Here is a 15,818-nt window from a genome sequence, read left to right as displayed (position 1 = left end):
AAAGAGTCCGAGTTCACCGGGACCGGCGGAAGAGGACACGGGCGGAGGCCGAGGGCCGAGACCGGGAATCGGATGCGGGCGAGCCGGTGTGCCGGTACGGGCACCGATGCACGGGCGCCGACGCGCGGGCAGTGCCCGTACCGACCGCACGGGCGGCCGTACCGACCGCCCACAGCACGCCCGCCCCCGGCCTGGAATCCCAGCCCAACAACAAAACACCAGGCCACAACAACCCAACCACCGCAGAACCACCACCCCGTCACAACCCTGGCCGCGGTCCACACCTGGTCCTCCACCCAGCCATGCGCGGCAGGCCCCTCCTCGAGGTATACGGCCAGCTTCTCCAGACAGCGCGGGGACAGCCGGCACCGCGATCCGCTGGGACCACGGGAGGCCAGCGCCTGCACACCACCCTCCCGCCACAACCGGTGCCACTCGTAGGCCGACTTCAGACTCACCCGTAGCCGCCGTGCCACCTCCGGCGGCTTGATCTTCTGCCCGAACAGCTCGGCCGCCTGCATTCGAACCGTCTCCCGGCGCTGACGTCCCGCAGGAGTCAGCCCGCCCCCATCCGCATACCTCACACCCCAGTGGATACAGCCAACACCCCAGGCGGATCAGGGACTTCGAAAGAGATCACCCTAACGAGCCGAAGTCAGTAATTAGGAGTGTGGGCCCAGGTACGGGGGTGCGGTCACGCCGAACTCCCCGCGCAGGGCCGACCGTGCGGCGAGGTACCCGCACATGCCGTGCACGCTGGGGCCCGGGGGCGTCGACGCCGAGCACAGGTACACGCTGGGCAGCGGTGTGCGGTACGGATTCCAGGCGGGGACCGGGCGGAACACGGACTGGGCGAGCGTGACGGCTCCCGCACCGATGTCACCGCCGGGGTAGTTCGTGTTGTACGCCTCGTACTCGGCCGCCGCTATGCCGCGCGCGGCGACGACGGTGTCGGCGAAGCCCGGGGCGTACCGTTCGATGCGGTGGGTGATCATCGGTACCGGGTCTCTGGTGTCGCCGTTCGGTACGTGCGCGTAGGCCCACACCGGTCGGCGTCCGCCCACCGCGCGGCCGGGGTCCGTCACGGCCGGGTCGACCAAGAGCACGAACGGCTCTTCACTGGCCTCGCCCCGGACGGCCGCGTTCTCCGTCGCGCGTATCACGGCGTCGCCGCCGCCCATGTGTACGGTCCCGGCCCGCCCGACCTCTGGGTCGGCCCAGGGCACGGGCCCGTCGACCAGGAAGTCCGCCTTCGCCGCGCCCGGTCCGTAGCGGAAGCGCCGCAACGCCCGTCGGTAGCGCGGCGGCAGCCGGTCACCGGCCAGCGCGAGCAGACCGCGCGGTGTGATGTCCAGCATGACCACCCGAGCGTCCAGCTCCGCGAGGTCGGTGACCCGGTGGCCGGTGTGCACCGTGCCGCCGTGCGCCCGCAGGTCCTCCACCAGGGCCTCGGCGATACGGTCGCTGCCGCCTCGGGGCAGCGGCCAGCCGGTCGAGTGGGCCAGATGCCCGAGGAGCAGTGCGACGGCGGTGGCGGACGGGCTGGGCAGCCGGCCCATCGCATGCGCCGCCACCCCGGTGAGCAGCGCCCGAGCCGCCTCGGTGCGCAGTCCGTGGGCCCGGGGGAGCAGGCCGCCGAGCATGCGCGGACCGAGGAACAGTGGTGCGGCCGGGTCGTGCGGCAGGGACCGCTGGCCGGACAGCAGGAAGTCGGTCACGCCCGTGCTGTGCCGCACCAGCGGGGCCATCAGGCGCCACCAACGGCGCCCGTCCGGGCCAAGCCGGTCGCAGGTCTCGCGGAGGTCGCGGTACGCGAACGCGGCTTCGCCGTCGTCGAGCGGGTGCGCGTAGGAGATCGGCGGCTGGAGCAGCGTGACACCGCGCGCCGCGAGGTCGAACTCCCGGAAGAAGGCCGACGCGGCGGCCGTGGGGTGCACGGCCGCGCAGACGTCGTGCCGGACCTCGGAGTCGAACAGCGCCGCACCGCGCAGACCCCCGCCGACGGTCGTGGCCTGTTCGTGGACGTGCACGGTCAGCCCGGCGCGCGCCATGGTGACGGCGGCGGCCAGACCGTTCGGGCCGCTGCCGACGACGGCGACGTCCACGCCGCGCACCCTGTTCGCCACGCCCGCTGCGTTCGCGTGTGTCATACCGGCACCTCCTGGGCCACGTCTTCGGCGGTGCTCCGCCGGCAGGCGAACTGCTGGGCGGCCAGCCGCTGGTAGACCTCGTCGGACGCCATCAGCTCCCGGTGGGTGCCGACCGCTCGCACGCGACCCTCCGCCAGCACGATGATGCGGTCGGCCCGCACGATGGTGGAAAGCCGGTGTGCAATGGCCAGCACCGCGCATTCCCGGGCGGCCTCCGTCATCGCGTCGCGCAGCGCGGCCTCGGTGTCGCTGTCCAGATGCGCGGTGACCTCGTCCAACAGCATCACCTCCGGCCGTTGCAGCAGTGTGCGGGCGATGGCGAGCCGCTGCCGCTGGCCGCCGGACAGGCCCGCGCCGCGCTCGCCGAGCTGCGTGTCGAGCCCGTCGGGCAGTGCGGTGACGAAGTCGGCCAGACCGGCGAGACGCAGTGTGCGGGCGACGTCGGCGGCGTCGGCTCCGGGGTTCGCGTACGTCATGTTCTCCCGGATCGTGCCGCGCAGCAGAGGCGTGTCCTGCTCCACATAGCCGACCCGCGAGCGGAGTTCGGCGAGCGGGAGAGCAGCGGTGTCGTGGCCCGCGACACGGATCGTGCCGGAGTCCGGCCGGTAGAAGCGCTCGATGAGCTGGAACACCGTCGTCTTGCCCGCGCCGGAGACACCGACGATCGCGGTCAGGCCGCGGCGCGGCACGGCGAAGGAGACGTCCCGCAGTACCGGGGTGTCGTCGCGGTAGGAGAAGTCGATGTGCTCGAAGCGGATCGCGTCCGCCTCGTTCTTCTTGTCGCCCTCCTTCCTGTTCCTCTCCTCCCTGCCCTCCTCCGGGAGTACTGGTTCTTCCGATTCCTCCGGCTCCGATTCCTGCGGGATCGCCGCCAGCTCCGTCACTCGTTGGATTGCGGCGCGGCCCTGCTGGACCTGGCCGATCGAGAGGAAGAGCATCACCAGCGGCGTCACCAGGTAGAAGAGGTACATCACGAACGACGTGAGATCGGCGGCCTGCAGTGAGCCGGTGGCGACCCGGGCCATGCCCCAGGAGATGACGACGGCCAGCGTCAGCTGGGTTCCGACGTTCATCGCCGGGGTGAGCAACGAACCCGCTCCCGCCACCCGGATTCCGCTGCGCCGTGCCCGGTCGGCCAGGCGCTCCAGTTCCTCGGTCTCCCGCTCCTCGGCGCGCGAGGCCTTGACCGTGGTGAGGGCACCGAGCACGCGCTGGAGACCCGAACCGAACGCACCGATGTCCGTCCGGTTCCGCAGGGCGGCGATACGCATCTGGCGGGCGAGCAGCAACGCCCCGCCGCTGGCCGCGCCGAGGCAGCCGACGGCGGTGAGTAGCAACTGCCAGTCGAGCCGGGCCATCAGCACGATGCCGCCGGTCACCATGAGGACGGAGCCGACCGTCTGAGCCATCGCCTGGGCGATGACCAGGCAGGCGATGGAGGTGTCTGACACGGTGCGGGCGAAGACGTCACCGTGTTCCAGGTGCGCGAAGTGCGGGATCCGGCTGCGGAGCAGGCGGCTGCCGAGGGTGCGCCGGGCATCGAAGACGATGTTCTCGCCGGCCCGGCCGATCGCATAGGAGTGTCCGGCGCTCAGCGCCGCGTCAGCGAGGAAGAACAGCACGATGAGCGTGACCGGCCAGGCGATGGCCTTGTCCAGGGCCACGGCTTCGATCAGCCGGCCGAGCATCCAGGGCTGGGCAAGCTTGGCCACCGTACCGGCCAGGCCCATGCCCAGGCCGGCGGCCAGCAGGGCCCAGTGGCGGCGGACCGTCTCCCGGAGGTTCATGCTGGCTCGACGGTCGGCTTGGTGTAGGACGCGATGAACACACCAGCCGTGGGAACGTAGTCGTTGCGCCGCCAGTCGCTGTGGTGGCCCTCGGGCCGCAGTCCGGCGTTCCGGGCGTAGCCGTCCACCTCGTCGGGCGTGAGCAGGCGCGCGGTCTCCGTGCCGATGCGGTGGGTGCCGTCCGGCTCGAACAGGATCGTGGACACCTGCCAGATCCGGTTCTCCCCGAGGAGCGTGGCGTGCATCTGAAGCCCGGCGTCCGGCTCCGGGAAGGGCACGAACACCGTGGTGCGGGTCAGGCCCTGGTGCAGGGCCTCGACGCCGCGACGGTTGTGCGTCTCGACCAGCAACCTGCCGCCAGGGCGCAGGAGTTCGGCCGCACGGGTGATGGCGTCCTGCTGTCCGCAGGGGTCCAGGATCAGCGAGAGCGTGGAGCAGACGCAGTAGACGAGGCCGTACCGGCGGCTGTCGCGGTAGGTCCGGATGTCGCCGAGTTCGGTGGTCACCGAGCCGTCGCCGGACTTCTTCTCCAGCACCGCCAGCATCTCCTGAGAGGAGTCCACACCGGTGACCGGACCAACACGGTGCGAGAGCGGCAGCGCGATGCGCCCTGTCCCGACGCCGAACTCCAGCGTGCCCCAGGCCGGGTCCGGGTGGCACGCGGCCAAGGCGTCGACGGTGAGCCGCGTGGCGGCGTCGCCCGGGAACATGCGGTCGTACCAGCCTTCGAACTGCTTGCCGTAGCCGATGTCGGCGACCGTGTTGGTCGTGTTGATCGTCATGAGGTCTCCGTGTACTTGGTTCTTGGATCCTGGTCCTCGTGAAGAGCCGTGGCTCATACGGCGAGGGCGGGGGCCAGCTCGCGACGGCGCTGGGACAACACGTAATGGATCGCCGGATGCGTGGCGCCGAACGCGAGGACGAACCGGTTAAGTCCCATGAACTCGCCGATACCGAGGTGGAACGCCGTCATCGTGGCGAGGTAGGCGCGCGCGGCGGGCTTGGGCAGCACGTAGATGAGCGGGAAGCCGCACTCGATGGCGATCGTGCCCCAGGACAGCGCCGTGGAGACCGCCGGGTAGCGGGTGATGAGCCGGTGGGCGCGCGGGTCCCCGTAGTTCTTCGTCCGCATCACCCCGGCGACGGCCGCGCCCCTGAGCCAGACCGGGGAGACGGCCTTCACCAGCCCGGAGGCGACGTAGGAGAGCGAGGTCTCCAGTGCCAGCGTCCGCATCGCCAGGTCGTCGGCCTGTTTGCGGTCGCGGATCAGTCCGGTGGACGCCATCGTGATGTTGATGACCTGCTGCAACTGGTCGGCGCCGTCCCGGCCGAACGGAATATAGGCAGCCTGCGCGCTTTGCAGGACGGCCAGCGTCGCGCCGCCCGCGATGCGCAGCGGCCGGTTTTCGGGCCACAGGAAGGTGGCCGCGGAGACGGCGGCCTGCGCGCCGTAGACCGTGTAGGGCAACGCCCTTGAGGCCAGCGCGCGATACACCCTGGGATGCCGCTTCGCGAGCCCTGGACGGAAGGCCTCGACCTGGCTGCCCAGCAGATCGCCGCTCGCGAACCGCTTGTGCTGGCTGAGCGTTTCAAGCGCCGCGACGAACGTTCCCGCGGAGGCAATGCGGCGCACCGTGGCCGGCGGGTGGGCCGCGGCGAGGGACGAGGCCACTCGGGTGGCCAGGCGACGGAACACGGGGTCTCCTTCTGACAGGCGATTCGGCGGGCGTTTCCGGTAGTGACTTTCGGCGAGAACGGGGTGCCGGGGACAGGACGGTGCCTGCCCCCGGCCGGGGTGGTGCTGGGCGGGTCGACGACGCGGCGCGGTTTCGCCGGAGGCCGGACTCCCCGCTGCCCTTGGTCGGCACCACATCGCGGAGATGACAGTGCGGGAGACCGCTCAGCCGGCCGCGACCACGATCAGGGCGGTCAGGGCCGTGCGGGTGTATAGGCCGTCCAGGCAGGTGTTCACCGTCAGGAAGGCGGTGGACATCGTCGGGTCGGCAGGAGCATCCGGGCACATGATGGAGTCGGTCTCCGAGAGCAGGCCCGGGGTAACGCCGGTCAAGGTCTCGTTGGCGAACTCGGCTATGAGGGACATCTCGCCTCTTTCGTCTTGATCCTCGTGCCGGACGTCAGTAGTTGACGCGGTCGACGTAGTTGGCGATGTTGTTCGCGATCCACCCCGTCGTGAGGAGGACGGTCTCCACGATGAGGGGGGTGGCCATCACCGGGTCGGCCGGGGTGTCCAGACGGGTGGCGACGTCGGTCGCCGAGAGCATTCCCGGGGCGACGTCGGTGAGGGTTTCGTTGGCGAACTCGGATACGAGGGACATCTTTTCCCTTTCGTTTGCGTGCGAATTCTCTGTCGTTCCCTCAGCTGGTGCGTGATTCCCGTTTCGGCTGAGGGGCCCGCTCTCACGCGCGAGCACGGCGACAAGTCACGAGTGCGGAGGTGCAAGGACGTAAGAGCGGAACTCCCGGCCGAAGCGGTCTATCGGGCAGCAGTGGCAGCGGACGATGACGCCGGCGGCCGGCCCAGCGGGATGTGTTCGGAGGCGAACACGGGTTCCACCTCTTGCCGTTCACCGCGCTCGGGGTGGGCCCGCAGCAGCATGAACTGCGTGTGGTCGGTACCCGGCTCGTGCGGGACACGGGTGGTCAGATAGCGCTGAAGGATCCGGTAGCCAGGACTCCTGGCGATACGGCCCAGGTCCGCGGACGATTCGTTGGCCGCCCTGATGATGACCTGAAGCGCGTCGAAGAGGACCTTGGGGGCGCGGTTGCCCGCGTTCCAGGCCAGGGCGTACCAGGGCCGGTCCGGGGTCAGCTCGATTTCCCTCCAGGGGGCCGCCTTGCCGTCGGTGATGTCCCGGTAGAGCAGATGTGAGTTCGACATACCGGGATTGGGCCCAAAGAACCGCCAGTTGGGGGCCATGAGCAGCCGCAGCGGACCCTGTACCAGCAGATGGTCGAACCTGTGGTCGGGAAGCTGGCCGGCAGCGGTGCTGACCAGCCACGCTGCAAGCCCGGTGGACACCGTCGCGTATACGGCCTGCTCTCCGGTCGTGCCATGCTTCATGCCACCCTCCCGGGGATCACCAGCTCGGCGAGGGTCTTGGCGTGCGTCTGCTCCGCGACCACTCCCATGTGGTCGGCATCGTCGAGGACGTGGTGCCAGGAGGAGTCCGACAGCTCCAGCATCGTCTCCTGCGACCTGCGGTGCTTCTCGGCGCTGCGGGTGCCCTTGAGCGCCGTCACCACATGCAACGGGAGACCGAGCCTCCCGACGGGCGGGTAGGTGCGTGCCGTCATGTACTCGCGGTACGCGGTGGCCCACACACGCGGCCGGGCGTGGTAAGCGGTGAGGCTCTCCTTGATCTCCTCGCTGTAGAGCGTGCCGGCCGGTGTCATCGGCCGCAGGATGTTGAGCCCGGTCGCCGCCCACAGGCATTCCATCAGCAGCCTTTGACGCGTCCACCAGTCGGGAAGCAGGCCGAAACTGGCCTGGAGGTCGCTGATGATCGTGGGATCCACCATGACCACGTGGGACAACGCCCCGCTTTCCCGCGACGCCGCACTCCCCCGTGACGCGGCGTACGCGGCGGCCAGATAGCCGCCGATCGAGTGTCCGACCAGGACCAGCGGCAGGTCGTCGAGGTAGCGCTCGCGCAGTTCGTCGACGATGCGGAACTGGTCCTCCAGAGTGGCCCCGCGCAGCGGACTGCTGAGCCCGTGACCGGGCCGGTTGTAGCCCACGCAGGCGGCGTTGCCGGGCAGGAACCCGCGTACCCAGGACCACTGTTCGTGCGGCAGGCCGAGGCCGTTGAAGAGGAGCACGCCGAATTCGGCGTCCGGTGGCCGTCGGTGATCGACTTCGACGACTCCCCCGTCGGGGCGCTCGAACAAGGTGTAGGCGGCCATACGTCGGCGGGTGCCGCGGTGCCGTGTCCGCACCCCCCGGACGATGTTGCCCGTGAGTAATCCAGCGACACCGATGGCGAATTGAAGTTCGACCCCCAGGGCCTTCCTCATCTCGATGACCTGCCTCTCTGGTCTCTGGTCGGTCTGGTCGGTCCGGTTTCCGGCTCGGTGAGCGGCGACAGCCCACTGAGGTGCGCCCACCCCGCATGGGCAGCGCACCTTTGGCGGCAGCGAGCCTGCTGATTGCTGCCGGGCCGGTGCAACGGCCACCGGCTGTCCCGGACGGCGACCGGCTTGTCCGGGCTGGTCGGAGACAGTCCGGATCTTGTCCGGAGGCGGCTCGGACGGGCTCGGGACGCTGGCGGACAGGACAGCCCGCTTCGTGAATGCGCGAGGCTAGTCAGCACGCATCGCGCTCAAAGATTCGGACACCGAGGGCTTTATGTTGCGAATCCCCTTCACCTCGGCCGGCATCGGCATCTCGTACACCAGCTGTTGTGCGTCCACGGAAATCTCCCTCGAGTTGATTCGCGATGCGATGGACTTGCTGCCCGAATGGGCACGGGTACGAGCTTGCCGACAGGAGCTCAGTAAGTCTTTGACTGCTCTTGCACTGTTATTGATGGTTCTCGCACATCGGCATCGAGCCGGGTCAGGTGCCGATACTCCTTGGGCGGCATCCCGTAGGCGGCGCGGAAGACGCGGCTGAAGTGGGCGCTGTCGGCGAAGCCCCAGCGAGCGGCGATGGCGTGCACCGGGCGACCGGCAAGGGCGGGGTCGGCCAAGTCGCGGCGGCAGCTCTCCAGGCGTCGCTCCCGGATCCACGCCGCTACGGTCAGCCCCTCCTCCTGGAAGAGCTTGTACAGATACCGCGTGGAAATCTGGTGCGCGTCCGCGACAGTCTGAGATGAAAGGCGGGCATCACCGAGATGTCGCTCGATGAAGCTCTGGATACGCAGCATCAGCGAATGTCGCTGCGACTCGGACGGTATGGATGCCTGGTCCTTCAGTTCATGGGCGAGCAGGGCGGTCAGCAGATCGAGGAAGATACTGCCCAGCCGGGCGGTGTCGGCCGGGTGGTAGTGATCGACGTCCCGGACCAGGCGAGCGAGAAAGCCTGCCAGCAGTGCGCCAATCCCTTCACGGTGGGACAGCGGTCTGCCGATGAGCCGGCCCACACTTTCAGCTGCCAGAGGCAGCAAGGCCTTGGGGAACTGGACCTGAATGAGCTGGGCGCAGCCCTGGGGCGGGGTCACCACTGCACTGAACGGCCGGGAACTGTCATACAGGACCAGCTCCCCCGCCCCGAGTGTGGTGTCTCGGCCGGCGTGGATGAGTCTGTAACTCCCACGTAAAGGGAGAGCCAACTGGTACAGGTCAGGGTCGGATCTGCGGATCAGTTGTGGAGTTCGCAGCACCTGGAGCGACCGGAAGGTCATGACGGCCAGGTGCGGGGCACCCAGTTCCAGTGCGTGCAGTGTCGCCTCGAAGCCGTCCGTGCAGTTGCTGGTGGTATCGGTGGGCGTGAACGTCTTGGTGGTCAGCTCCCGCGACCGGTCGAACCGCCCCTGCGCGGGTATGTCCTGACTGCGAAATGTGCCCCGTAACAGGACCATTCACCTCTTTCGCTCGGTATTTGGCAGATCACGTGGTCGGTCTGCCACGCTGCACCGGAGCCAGGAAAGCCCGGCCGGCATGAAGAGCCAGCGGCACGAGAGCCGTTCCTGACAGGCTCGTGACTGTCCACCCTGATTGGTGTGCCGTTCGGCGCACTGTCTGCTGCTGGTGTGCCGAGTGGTCTGGTGCGGCGTGGCGATGACACGGGCCCCTCGCCAGGCCGGCAAGACGATCCTCAAGTCCGCCCTGTCGGTCGGCCATTCCTTTCGGGCTCGGCCGAAGTGCCTGACGCGAAAGGATCTAGGCATGCCGTGCTCGGGGCGGTTGAGTCGGTCCTCGAAGGGTTGGCGAGCCGGGGAGAACGGGGGAGGCTGTCAGTGTTTCGTGTTCACTTCGGCCAGGAGGATCTGGCCCGGACCAGGGTGATGGACGCCTGGGGGCCGCTGGGCGAGACGTTCCTCAGCCTGACCACCTTGCAGCAGCCCGCCGGGCCAGCGGTGTTCGGCGGATGGCGTCAGCGGGTACGGCAGTCACGGGCACCCATCGCGCACCCGGCCGCGGCACTGTTCCAGGGCGGCTTCGTGGACCTGTTCACCGTGACCGGCCCGGCCACCACCTGGGAGGAAGGCCTGGAGGCATTGCGTGCCGCCGGTCCCAATCTGCTGGGGCAGGAGCTTGCAGGGGCGAGAGTACTGCGCGAGCACCACACCGGGCGCAGCGACCGGTGGCCGGGCCTGGCGTGGGGGAATCCCGCGCATGACCGTGCCGACCGGCGGGCGCTGGTGGACTTCCTCGACACGTACCACCAGGTGGCGGTGGCCCCGTACTGGTCGCGTATCCGAACTCGTTTGCAACAGGAGCAGGCCAGCCGTGCACGTGTCTATGCCGAGCAGGGAGTGGAGGCGGTGCTGGCGGGGCTGCCGCCGGGGTTCCGCTGGCGCTCTCCGGTCCTGGAGATCGGGCGCGGTAAGACGGTTGACGATCTTCACCTCGGCGGGCGGGGCCTGGTGCTGGTGCCATCGGTGTTCTACCAGAACAGGCCGACCGTCTTCTTCAGCCCCGTCGACGACCAGGCGCCGGCGGTGCTGTTCGTGCCCGTCCTACGCACCGCCGGCGATGCCGCCGGGGTACTGACCACCGCACAGGAGGACACGCTCAAAGCATTGGAGGCGCTGCTCGGCCGCACCCGCGCCCGAACACTGGACGTAGTCGGACAACGCCCGTGCACCACCAGTCAACTCGCCCAGCGCCTGGACATCTCCCTGGCCAGCGCCAGCGAACACGCCACCGTGCTACGCCGCGCGGGGCTGATCACCACCACCCGCCATGGCAGCGCCGTCCACCACACCCTCACTCCCCTTGGGACCGGCCTCCTCAACGGCACACCCGAGGTCCCGTGAGCGGCAGGCCCGGACGCCACAGAAACGGCCGCAGACACTCAACCGTGTGACGGCCGTAATACCGGGCGGATGACCGGAAAACCGTCATGTCCGGTTCGGCGGGAGGCCGCGCGGAACAGGACCTGCCACGGCAGACACCTCACCGCGCGGCCGACCCAACCGTATGGCTCCACCAGTTCAAGCGACTCCGGATCCGCTACGGGATACGGGCCGACCTCCACCCGGGACTGCTCCAACTCGCCTGCAGCATCATCTGCTTGAGACGACTCCGAAAATCATTCTGAAACAATCAGCAAAGCGCGTCACAACGGAGGTCCGACGAACACGCCACCGACTGATCCGGGATCATCACCACCGAGTCCGGGACACCACCACCAAGATCAACCAGCCGACACACCCTCTGACCAGCACAAACAAGACCACGCGTCACTGGCGAGGGAAACCGAACACTCAGAAACCCCTTCCCCGCACCTCACAGGCGGGCCGTGGTGCCCGCCGAACAGCGCTTCGTGATCAGCAATCTCCTTGGCGAGGCCGAGGAGCAGCTGCAGCAGTTGCGCGGTGCGCAGGTCGGCACTACCGCCGAGGTGGCCCGGTCCATGCTGGAAGGCTTGAGCCGTGGCACGGATCTGCTCGACCAGGTGCTGGGGCGGGTCATGGTGGCCGCGGTGAACGCCGGGGTGAGGGTGGGCGAGGTGGCCCGGTGGGCGCGGCTGTCCGAGGAGGAGGCGGTAGAAGTCCTCGGGACGTACCGGGGTGCGGGCGGCGAGTAGAGCCGGGGGCGGTCCGGTCGCTGCTTTTAGCGCATGGGGCGGCGGCCTGTGATCAGAACCCGTGAAACGTGTCCGGTGTGGTGGGGGCACCGGTGAGGTGGGATGGATGAGCGGCATGAGCGTGAGGGGCGGCCCTGAAAGGGGCGGTCGGGCAGCGAGACATTGCGGTCGGGGCGGGGTTCGAAGCCGTCTTCCTCGATCCGGTGGGGCGGATGGTGCAGCAGCGGTGGGCGGACGCGGCTGTCACGGTGGCTTTCGAGGAGCTGGATCCGGTGTCGGCGTTCCCGGTCGTGCCGGGCCGCCGGTGGGGGCCGGGCCTGTGGTGGTCGGCCACTACCGGGCGACACGTGGCCTCGGGATCGCACGCGATGCGGGTGCAGTTGATGGTCCTCGACCGTGATCCGCGGGTGGTCGGCATGGCGGGCCGGCCGGTACGGGTGCTGTGGCGGGACGGGCGGGGGCGGGTGCGCTCATGGGTACCGCAGCTCTTCGCGCGCTATGCGGACGGAACGGGCCTGCTGGCCGACTGTCCCAGCCACCCGGAAGCCGGCGGTGAACGGGCGTTGGAGGCCGCGGAGAGGGTCGCGGAGGCGTGTGCGCAGGTAGGGCTCGTCTACCAGCGTCTTGAGCCACTGGAGAAGACGCTGGTGGCGAACCTGAAGTGGCTGGCCGGCTACCGGCACCCTCGCAACCAGGGCCGTCCGGGACTTACGGCCGCCGTGCTGGAGGCGTTCGCGCGGCCACGGCCGCTGATCGAGGGCGTCGAGGCGGTCGGCGACGCGATCGAGGTCCTGCCCGTCGCCTTTCATGGCTGGTGGCACGGGCAGTTGACCGTGGCGCTGGACGTGCCACTGCACGAACGGGTCCTGGTCCGCTCCTCCATGGTCCCTGCGGGTACGGGCGGCGCGCTGATCAACGGGCCGCCGCCATCCAAGGTCGCGACGGTCGGCCCGGTTGTTGAGGCCCTTGTGGGGGCGGTGTTCGACGGAGGGCATGACCTCGCGGTGGGCCGCCCCGTAGGAACGGAGCTTGTCGGTGACCACCACCCGCGGCACCGAGCAGGTCGTCTTCAGCAGGCGGCGGAAGAAGCGCCGGGCCGCGGCCTTGTCCCGCCGATTCTGGAGAAGGATGTCGAGCACGTTGCCGTCGGCGTCGACGGCCCGCCACAGGTACAGCCAGACGGCTGCGGCGCCGACCGAGGGGACGTTCGGGCGGAGGGCGTGCTGCCGCCCGGACGGCGGGCTGCTGGGGCGTCCACGTCCGAAGCGGCCGGGGCGCGGAGCAGCCGGTTCAGGCGGTGCCGCAGTGGGGGCTGTTCGAAACGGCGCCGGCCGCGGCGCGGGAGATGGCGCTGGCCTGGCTGCGGCACATCAGGGAAGTGGAATGCGGCCTTCCCGGTGGGGTCGGCAGTGGCGGGGCGGTGCGGCCGGAGTACGACCCGGATCGGTTCACGCTGGCTCAGCGGGAGCAGGCCAAAGCGCAGGAGCTGACCGCGCTGAGGTTCGGGCGGGTGTCGCGGGCGACGGTGCAGCGCATGCGGCTCGCCTACCGTAAACAGGGGCTATGGGGGTTGGTCGACCACCGCACCACCCGCGGCCCGAAGGGCCGTGGCGGTTGGCAGGACGAGCGGGTCGTCACCGCGATCAAGGACGTGCTGCGCGGGCAGCGGGGGCGTTCCAAAGGCACCGTCAAGGCGCTGATGCCGCTGGTCGCGCGACTTCTCAAGGACCGGTATGGAGACGCGGTGCCCATGCCCGCGCAGGCCACTTTTTACCGGCTCGTCCATCAGCTCGCCCACCCGGCCGACCACCCTGCGCGGCCGGTCCGAAATCCGCCGATCACGGAAGACGGGCGCGCTATGACCCCGACTGTGGCCCTGCGGCCCGGGGAGCAGGTCCGGATCGACACGACCCGTCTGGATGTCCTCGCGCTGTTCGACGACGGGACGCTGGGGCGGCCCGAGCTCACGATCGCCGTCGATGTGGCCACGCGGGCGATCCTGGCGGCGGTGCTGTGTCCGGGCGGGACGCAGGCCGTGGACGCGGCGCTGCTGCTCGCGGAGATGGCTGTACCGCACCCGGCGAGGCCCGCGTGGCCTGAGGCCCTGCGCTTCACCCACGCCAGGCTGTTTGCGGGCGATCGGCTGCGGTCGCTGGACGAGCGGCTTCAAGGGGCGGCCGCCCGGCCGGTCGTGATGCCGGAGACGATCGTTGTGGACCGCGGGAAAGTGTTCCTGTCGCAGGTGTTCACCGCCGCCTGTGAGACGCTCGGGATCAGCGTGCAGGCGGCTCCGCCGTTCGCCCCGACCGCCAAGAGCATCGTGGAGCGCATCTTCGGGTCGATCAACTCCCTGTTCTGCCAGCATCTGCCCGGCTACACCGGTTCCGACGTCACCCGCCGCGGCAGAGATGTCGAACGCGAGGCGTGCTATACCGTCGCCCAGCTGCAGGACCTTCTCGGCGAATGGCTCGTGCACTGGCACCACCGCCCGCACGAAGGACTGCGCCACCCCGTACTTCCCCGGGCGGCGCTGACGCCGAACCAGGTGTGGGCGGCGCTGGTCTCGGTCGCCGGGTACGTGCCAATCCCTTTGAGCGGCAGTGATTATCTGGAGTTGCTGCCGGTGCGGTGGCAGGCCATCACCGAGCGCGGCATCCGTGTCCATCACCGCACCTACGACTGTGATCTGCTGGGCCCCTACCGGGGCCAGGAGTCCGAAGTAGCGGCCCGCGGCGGGAAATGGGAAGTCCGCATCAACCCGCACGATGTCCGCCAGATCTGGGTACGGCTCCCTGACGGACAACTCGCCGAGATCCCGTGGATTCACCGCGACCACGCCCACCACCCGTTCAACGACCGCACCTGGCAGTACGTCCGCACCACCGTCACCCACCACCTGGACCCCGACCGGTACGAGGCCGGCCTCGCCGACGCCCTCGACCAGCTCCTGCGCCGGGCCCGTACCGGGCATGCCACCCCCGCCGAACAGCACCTGATCACCCGCACCGCCCCTGTGCGGATGCCCCTGCCCGCGCAGCGGGCCCCAGACGGCCTGCAGCACCCGGACCAGGGTGCCGATGAGACGGTTCCCGGAACAGACGACGACAGCCTCGACGATCTCGACGACACGCCGTATGAGCCGTCGCTCCCGGGCCAGGACACCGGTGAGGACGACGGCTCGCCGGACGTGCCGTATACCGGGTACGGGCTGTACGACGCCCGTGCGGAGGCCCTGAAATGGTGAACACCAAGGCGTCCACGGCCCGGGGCAGTCGCCCTGTCGGTACCCGTGACGAACACATGGGCAGCGGGGCCGGGCAGGGGGCTGCGGGGGTTGTCCTCGAAGCGGGCAGCGCCGGCAGGCCGGTGACTACGTGGCAGGGCTGGCAGCACTTCGCCACCACACCACCGCCCGTGCCTCCCGGGCCCGGTGCCCCGCCACGCAGCACGGAAGAACGCCTGGCCTACCACTCCGCGTTCGTCACCCTCCGCACCCCGGTCATCGACACCCTCGCCACCAGCGTCCGTACCCTGATGATCCTGGGCCGCCACCAGACCGTGACTGCTCGTCCTTCTCTGATCGTCACCGGCCCGGCGGCGGCCGGGAAGACCACCGCGCTCCTCCACGTCGGACGCACCTGCCACCTCGACAGCGTCCAGCTCGACCACCTCGCCGAAACCCATCACCGCCCCACCCCGGCACCAACCCGTCCCCGTTCCCGTACACGACGGCCCTGACCCCTTCCATCACGCTGACCAGGCAGAACAGTCCTGACCAGTGAAAATACGGTCGGTGCCATTAGACGCAGGGGCTTATCCGCGACCTCCCGCGCCCTGTCTCAACGAAACTGCAACAACCCCAGGCCAGACCCCCATCCCACACCCTCAAAACCACCCCGAAACCGTTCTCAACCAATCATCAACACCCCAGCTCACAAACCACCCACCACCGCAACCAACCACCCCCAGCGTTATCGATCAACCGGCTGCCAGAGGACCGACGCGATCGCCAAGTCGACAATGGAGCCGGCCAACGCGGTCGCGCCGGCTTCCAGCAGTCGTTCGCCATAGCGGATCGACAGGTGCTGCGAACCGCGATCGCTGTGATGAATCAGACCCGAGCCACCGGCACCGTCGCACCACGCTGCCCGCAGAGCGCAGTCTGGC

At 69.4% G+C, this 15,818-nt stretch carries 13 protein-coding genes and 3 pseudogenes; 5 read left to right on the top strand and 11 right to left on the bottom strand.

Annotated features, from left to right (window positions below):
• Positions 1-257: 257 nt before the first annotated feature.
• The 10 genes and pseudogenes from AMK22_RS31000 to AMK22_RS30955 form a co-directional block, all read right to left on the bottom strand.
• Positions 258-584: pseudogene (locus tag AMK22_RS31000) on the bottom strand (helix-turn-helix domain-containing protein); the annotation flags it as partial.
• Positions 585-662: 78 nt separating this feature from the next.
• Complete coding sequence (locus AMK22_RS30995) at positions 663-2,150, bottom strand: phytoene desaturase family protein (protein WP_073790459.1); 1,488 nt, start codon at positions 2,148-2,150, stop codon at positions 663-665.
• Positions 2,147-3,937: an ABC transporter ATP-binding protein gene (locus AMK22_RS30990; protein ID WP_073790457.1), complete on the bottom strand. Its 1,791-nt coding sequence runs from the start codon at positions 3,935-3,937 to the stop codon at positions 2,147-2,149. The genes AMK22_RS30995 and AMK22_RS30990 overlap by 4 nt, the downstream gene beginning before the upstream one ends.
• A complete protein-coding gene (locus tag AMK22_RS30985; protein WP_073790455.1) occupies positions 3,934-4,719 on the bottom strand; it encodes a class I SAM-dependent DNA methyltransferase in 786 nt (261 codons plus the stop codon). The genes AMK22_RS30990 and AMK22_RS30985 overlap by 4 nt, the downstream gene beginning before the upstream one ends.
• 53 nt (positions 4,720-4,772) lie before the next feature.
• Positions 4,773-5,633, bottom strand: coding sequence for a hypothetical protein (locus AMK22_RS30980; RefSeq protein ID WP_242434215.1), 861 nt, complete (start codon positions 5,631-5,633; stop codon positions 4,773-4,775).
• 204 nt (positions 5,634-5,837) lie between these two features.
• A complete protein-coding gene (locus AMK22_RS30975) occupies positions 5,838-6,038 on the bottom strand; it encodes a linaridin-like RiPP (RefSeq protein WP_073790453.1) in 201 nt (66 codons plus the stop codon).
• Between the two features lie 34 nt (positions 6,039-6,072).
• On the bottom strand, positions 6,073-6,273 hold the full coding sequence (locus tag AMK22_RS30970) for a linaridin-like RiPP (RefSeq protein WP_073790451.1): 201 nt from the start codon (positions 6,271-6,273) through the stop codon (positions 6,073-6,075).
• A gap of 158 nt (positions 6,274-6,431) precedes the next feature.
• The gene (locus tag AMK22_RS30965; RefSeq protein ID WP_073790449.1) at positions 6,432-7,019 is read right to left on the bottom strand and encodes a hypothetical protein; all 588 of its coding nucleotides are present in this window, start codon (positions 7,017-7,019) and stop codon (positions 6,432-6,434) included.
• Entirely contained in the window at positions 7,016-7,861 is an 846-nt protein-coding gene (locus tag AMK22_RS30960) for an alpha/beta hydrolase (RefSeq protein ID WP_073790447.1), read from the bottom strand. The genes AMK22_RS30965 and AMK22_RS30960 overlap by 4 nt, the downstream gene beginning before the upstream one ends.
• A gap of 587 nt (positions 7,862-8,448) precedes the next feature.
• Positions 8,449-9,477 carry a helix-turn-helix domain-containing protein gene (locus tag AMK22_RS30955; RefSeq protein WP_199883356.1) on the bottom strand — a complete coding sequence of 343 codons (1,029 nt, stop codon included), beginning with the start codon at positions 9,475-9,477 and terminating at the stop codon, positions 8,449-8,451.
• 378 nt (positions 9,478-9,855) lie between these two features.
• Here AMK22_RS30955 and AMK22_RS30950 point away from each other — a divergent pair, with 378 nt between their 5' ends.
• From AMK22_RS30950 to AMK22_RS30935, 3 genes and pseudogenes are all read left to right on the top strand, one after another.
• Positions 9,856-10,878, top strand: coding sequence for an ArsR/SmtB family transcription factor (locus AMK22_RS30950; RefSeq protein WP_073790445.1), 1,023 nt, complete (start codon positions 9,856-9,858; stop codon positions 10,876-10,878).
• Between the two features lie 488 nt (positions 10,879-11,366).
• The gene (locus AMK22_RS30940; RefSeq protein WP_199883355.1) at positions 11,367-11,651 is read left to right on the top strand and encodes a hypothetical protein; all 285 of its coding nucleotides are present in this window, start codon (positions 11,367-11,369) and stop codon (positions 11,649-11,651) included.
• Between the two features lie 212 nt (positions 11,652-11,863).
• A pseudogene (locus AMK22_RS30935) lies at positions 11,864-12,466 on the top strand (TnsA-like heteromeric transposase endonuclease subunit); the annotation flags it as partial.
• 51 nt (positions 12,467-12,517) lie between these two features.
• Here the strand turns inward: AMK22_RS30935 and AMK22_RS30930 are convergent.
• A pseudogene (locus AMK22_RS30930) lies at positions 12,518-12,823 on the bottom strand (DDE-type integrase/transposase/recombinase); the annotation flags it as partial.
• 125 nt (positions 12,824-12,948) lie between these two features.
• On the opposite strand from AMK22_RS30930, the gene AMK22_RS30925 reads away from it, so the two are divergent.
• Together AMK22_RS30925 and AMK22_RS41325 are read left to right on the top strand one after the other, a co-directional pair.
• Entirely contained in the window at positions 12,949-14,895 is a 1,947-nt protein-coding gene (locus tag AMK22_RS30925; RefSeq protein WP_443333330.1) for a Mu transposase C-terminal domain-containing protein, read from the top strand.
• On the top strand, positions 14,889-15,389 hold the full coding sequence (locus tag AMK22_RS41325) for a hypothetical protein (RefSeq protein ID WP_242434212.1): 501 nt from the start codon (positions 14,889-14,891) through the stop codon (positions 15,387-15,389). Before AMK22_RS30925 ends, AMK22_RS41325 begins: the two co-directional genes overlap by 7 nt.
• Positions 15,390-15,818: the final 429 nt, after the last annotated feature.

The sequence above is a fragment of the Streptomyces sp. CB01580 genome (assembly GCF_001905795.1).
In the GTDB taxonomy this organism is placed as follows: domain Bacteria; phylum Actinomycetota; class Actinomycetes; order Streptomycetales; family Streptomycetaceae; genus Streptomyces.
Note: the sequence above shows the minus strand (reverse complement) of the source record. Positions and strands in the feature narration are given on the sequence as shown.